3 protein-coding genes and 1 pseudogene are annotated in these 2,823 nt (G+C 56.5%); all 4 read left to right on the top strand.

What is annotated here, in order from left to right; genetic code table 11:
* A partial coding sequence (locus tag JSE7799_RS17970) for an integrase core domain-containing protein (protein ID WP_144431794.1) occupies positions 1–246 on the top strand: 246 nt, incomplete at its 5' end.
* Between the two features lie 210 nt (positions 247–456).
* The gene (locus JSE7799_RS17965; RefSeq protein ID WP_245624934.1) at positions 457–1,581 is read left to right on the top strand and encodes a calcium-binding protein; all 1,125 of its coding nucleotides are present in this window, start codon (positions 457–459) and stop codon (positions 1,579–1,581) included.
* 547 nt (positions 1,582–2,128) lie between these two features.
* A pseudogene (locus tag JSE7799_RS21910) lies at positions 2,129–2,236 on the top strand (IS5/IS1182 family transposase); the annotation flags it as partial.
* A 158-nt stretch (positions 2,237–2,394) separates the two neighbouring features.
* Positions 2,395–2,823: IS1634 family transposase N-terminal domain-related protein (locus JSE7799_RS17960; protein ID WP_503089894.1), on the top strand; the 429-nt coding region annotated here is incomplete at its 3' end.

The following is a 2,823-nucleotide window of genomic DNA, read 5'->3' as shown; positions in this document are numbered from 1 at the left end:
GCCGAGACCAACGGAATGGTCGAGCGCTTCAACGGCCGGATCGAAGAGGTCCTGCAGAGCCACCATTTCCGATCAGGCGAGGACCTGGAGACCACGCTCCACCGATACGTCTGGCTCTACAACCAGCAGCTCCCGCAATCAGCGTTGGCCAGCAAGGCGCCCTTGCAGGCCATGAAGGACTGGCACAAAATCAAGCCAGAGCTGTTCAAGAAACAGCCATACTACCTTCCGGGATGTGACAGCTAAGCAGCACGTCGGCCAAAGATGGCGACCCGGACGTCGTCGCGTCAAGCATCATCAAGTCTGTGGCGACACCGGCATTCGCTGCCTCGCAGATTGTTTCCATCTGTACTTCTCGACTTCCCAAAACATCTGCTTATAGGTCTTTCGACAAGCAGCAGTCTCACGCGAGGGAAGAGCGAAATGGCACGGGTATGGACGAACACTTCAATCGATATGTTTCTCAACATGTTGGATTTGAATTTGCACCGGCTGATTTCGACCGGCGTCAGTTCTATGCCGTACGATGATGCTTTCGATATCTTTAACGGGATCACCTATCCAGAACTTTTTGAAGCGGTTTGGAACGAAGGGCTTAGCGCAACCTATTTCGGCGGCAGCTCCATCGAATGGGATTCAGCATCGGGGGTGATCACGAGCGGAACCACCACAAGGATCGCCGAAGTACATGCCATTAACGACTGGGAGCCAACGTGGGCAATCGCAGATATTGCGCTCCCAGAAAAGGAAGTCTACGATGCAGCGCTGTCGCGGGAAACTTCCGACGACTTTAGTATCATTCGCTCGGCACCCTCCGGATCAGACGTGTTTGATCTGTCTTTGGGTGCGGACCGGGCGCTTAGGTACGGCGGAAACGACACGATTTACGGCAACGACGGAAATGACGTCTTGTACGGCGGCGCGGGCAATGATCGGCTCTACGGTGGCAACGGCCATGACAAACTATTTGGCGGGGATGGGGCTGATATCATCTTCGGCGGCAATGGTGACGATCTCATTTTTGGCGGCGATACAGAAGCTGATCTTCGGGACGAGATCTATGGTGGTGCGGGAAACGACCTCATCGACGCCGGCTACGGCAATGATTTAGTCTACGGCGGCTCTGGCAATGACATAATTTCTGGGGGCTTTGGGGTCGATACGTTGATCGGTCAGGATGGCGACGACGTCATCACCGGCGGTGCTTATTCAGACCTGATCTTCGGCGGAGCCGGCGCCGACTTTATCAACGGAGGCTTCGGCCACGACAGGGTTAACGGTGGCAGCGGCGCAGACAAATTCTTTCACATTGGCATCGAAGGACATGGCTCTGATTGGATACAGGATTTCCGGACAACAGATGGAGACGTTCTCCTCTTCGGTAATAGCGGCGCGAAAGCCGACGATTTCCAAGTTAACTTTGCGGAAACGGCCAATGCCGGGGAGGCAGGCGTCGAAGAAGCCTTCATTATCTATAAGCCGACAAGCCAGATCATGTGGGCGTTGATCGACGGCGCAGCACAAGGCGAGATTAATCTGCAGATCAGCGGGTCGAGCGACTTACACGACCTCATCTTCTGAGTGATCGGCGTCGCGCCGATTGGTAACCGGCATACTTCGCAGCAATCTTTTCCTCTCTAGCAGGCTGCTGAAAAAGTCTTGAGTGCCCATCTTCGACTCCTACGACGACACATCATATCGGTTTTGGAAGCGCCTGCGCACAATATCTTGTCATCCCTTCGAGACGGCTGATGCAGTTCGTCGAGGTCCATTTCCTTTTTCAGCAGCCTGCTAGTGGTCTTTTCCTCTCCTAGTGGTTTCGTAATTTTTGACGCGTCCTGTTTTGCAAGGGGTTTATTGCGCGGTCTTGGTCTGAGCAGGTTGCGGACTTTTGTCCGGCGTATATGCGCGATCCTTCCGATCTGCTCTGCCCCCTGAAAATTGGACCGCTTTAAGCTGGAGCTTTCGGCCAATCTTTCCTGGTTGGGAGAGGAGCGGAGTTGCATGAAGGCATCGAAGTTCACCAAGGCTCAGAAGGCGTTCATCCTAGGCCGTGTTGACAAAACCCTTCCCGTAGCGCTTTCGGCGTGATTCACGCTGCCTGATTTTGGTCGGGGGGAGTGACGCGATGGCGCGGGGTCTGATGTCGAACGCGGAGTGGGCGTTCTTCGAGCCGTTCATCCGGGGGGTACGTGCCCGAAACGGTCGGCAGGGAGCCGATCACCGGCGGGTGCTCCGAAGTTCGACAGAATCTTCCGGAAAATAAAGGGTTTAGCCTGGCGCGCGCGAGTCTTTTCAGTGGGTTAGGTGTATGAAGCGGCGCAACACGTGTAGTTACACGTCGTCGAAAATCTGGCGTTGTGGAGTGGCGTCTGGCACGGCATCCTGCATTCCATGTTTGTGCGCACCACCGAGAGCGGCGGACGCCGCTACCTGCAGATCGTCGAGTCCTATCGGAACGAGGCCGGCAAGCCCCGGCTGCGCGTCATCGCCAATCTCGGGCGTGTTGATGGCATGAAGGACGGCCATCTCGATGCGCTCATCCGGGGGCTCAGTCGAGCGGCGGGCCGCGAGGAGCCAGCCAAGGCCAAGATCACTCACGAGACGGCGCGAGCCTTCGGCGATGTCTTTGCCTTGCATGAGCTTTGGAAAGACCTTGGCTTCGACCGCGCTCTCGGCCGAGCCTTGCGCTCGGGCAAGCGCAAGATTGATGCGGAAGCTCTCGTGCGTGCCATGGTGTTCAACCGGCTCTGTGCGCCTGACAGCAAGTTGGGCTGCCTGCGCTGGCTGGAGACCGTCGATATGCCGGCGATGCCCGAGGAC

Origin of the sequence: Jannaschia seosinensis, from assembly GCF_001408515.1 — a bacterium.
GTDB lineage: Bacteria > Pseudomonadota > Alphaproteobacteria > Rhodobacterales > Rhodobacteraceae > Jannaschia > Jannaschia seosinensis.
Note: the sequence above shows the minus strand (reverse complement) of the source record. Positions and strands in the feature narration are given on the sequence as shown.

What these genes read in the sequence shown, in the direction of transcription:
- JSE7799_RS17965 (WP_245624934.1), top strand. Translation starts at nt 457, where the DNA reads ATGTTTCTCAACATGTTGGATTTGAATTTGCACCGGCTGATTTCGACC.